The sequence below is a fragment of the Xanthobacter sp. BG11Y11_SDJG genome, assembly GCF_057364445.1.
In genome coordinates this window covers 1-733 of the sequence record NZ_JBNFNU010000812.1, presented here as the reverse complement: position 1 = coordinate 733, position 733 = coordinate 1, and the positions used below count along the sequence as shown (strand labels likewise).

The window sequence follows — 733 nt, the reverse complement described above, 5'->3', positions numbered from 1 at the left end:
GCCACGCGAGCACGTCGCCGGCGTCGTGGCCGAGCGTGTCGTTCACCCGCTTGAAGCGGTCGAGGTCCAGCAGCAGCACCGCGAGGGCGCTGTCGCCCGCGCGCCAGCGCCCCAAGGCGGCGGCAAGATGCGCCTCGGCGCTGGTGCGGTTGGCGAGGCCCGTGAGCGGATCGTGCATGGCGGCGAAGGCGAGCTCCGCCTCCGCCGCCTTGCGGCGTGAGATGTCGCGCACCGAGGCCACATAGCCGTCCGCGCGCCGGTCTCCTTGTCGCGGTGAGCTTGAGATAGGCCTCCATCCAGACATAGGAGCCGTTCTTGTGGCGCTGGCGGTTCTCCGCCCGCGCCAGCTCGATGCGGCCCGCGCGCACCTCCTCCATGAGCAGGCGGAACTCGGGCAGGTCGTCGGGATGCACGATCTCCGCCGCGCGCCGGCCCACCATCTCCTCCGGCGCATAGCCCAAAAGATCGCGCACCGAGGGGGAGATGTAGAGCCGCACCCCGTCGAGATTGCCGCGCACCAGCGTGTCGGTGTTGTGCTCGGTGAGGAGGGCATAGAGGTCGCGCTGCTCGCTCGCCTCGCGCTTCCTCGGCCAGCGCCGCCAGATGCGCCGAGACGACGCGCCCCACATCCTTCAGCAGCGCGCGCCCGCCGGTGTCGAGGGCGGCGCCCGCCAGGCTCCAGGTGACCACCAGGCCCGCCCCGTCGGCCAGCGGCACGCCGGCCATCACCCCG

Annotated in this window: 1 protein-coding gene and 1 pseudogene; both read right to left on the bottom strand. The window is 72.6% G+C overall.

Features of this window, described 5'->3' with window-relative positions:
• Positions 1-241: diguanylate cyclase domain-containing protein (locus tag AC2W7M_RS26695; RefSeq protein WP_486136220.1), on the bottom strand; the 241-nt coding region annotated here is incomplete at its 3' end.
• 43 nt (positions 242-284) lie between these two features.
• Positions 285-629, bottom strand: a pseudogene (locus tag AC2W7M_RS26690) (PAS domain S-box protein); the annotation flags it as partial.
• Positions 630-733: the final 104 nt, after the last annotated feature.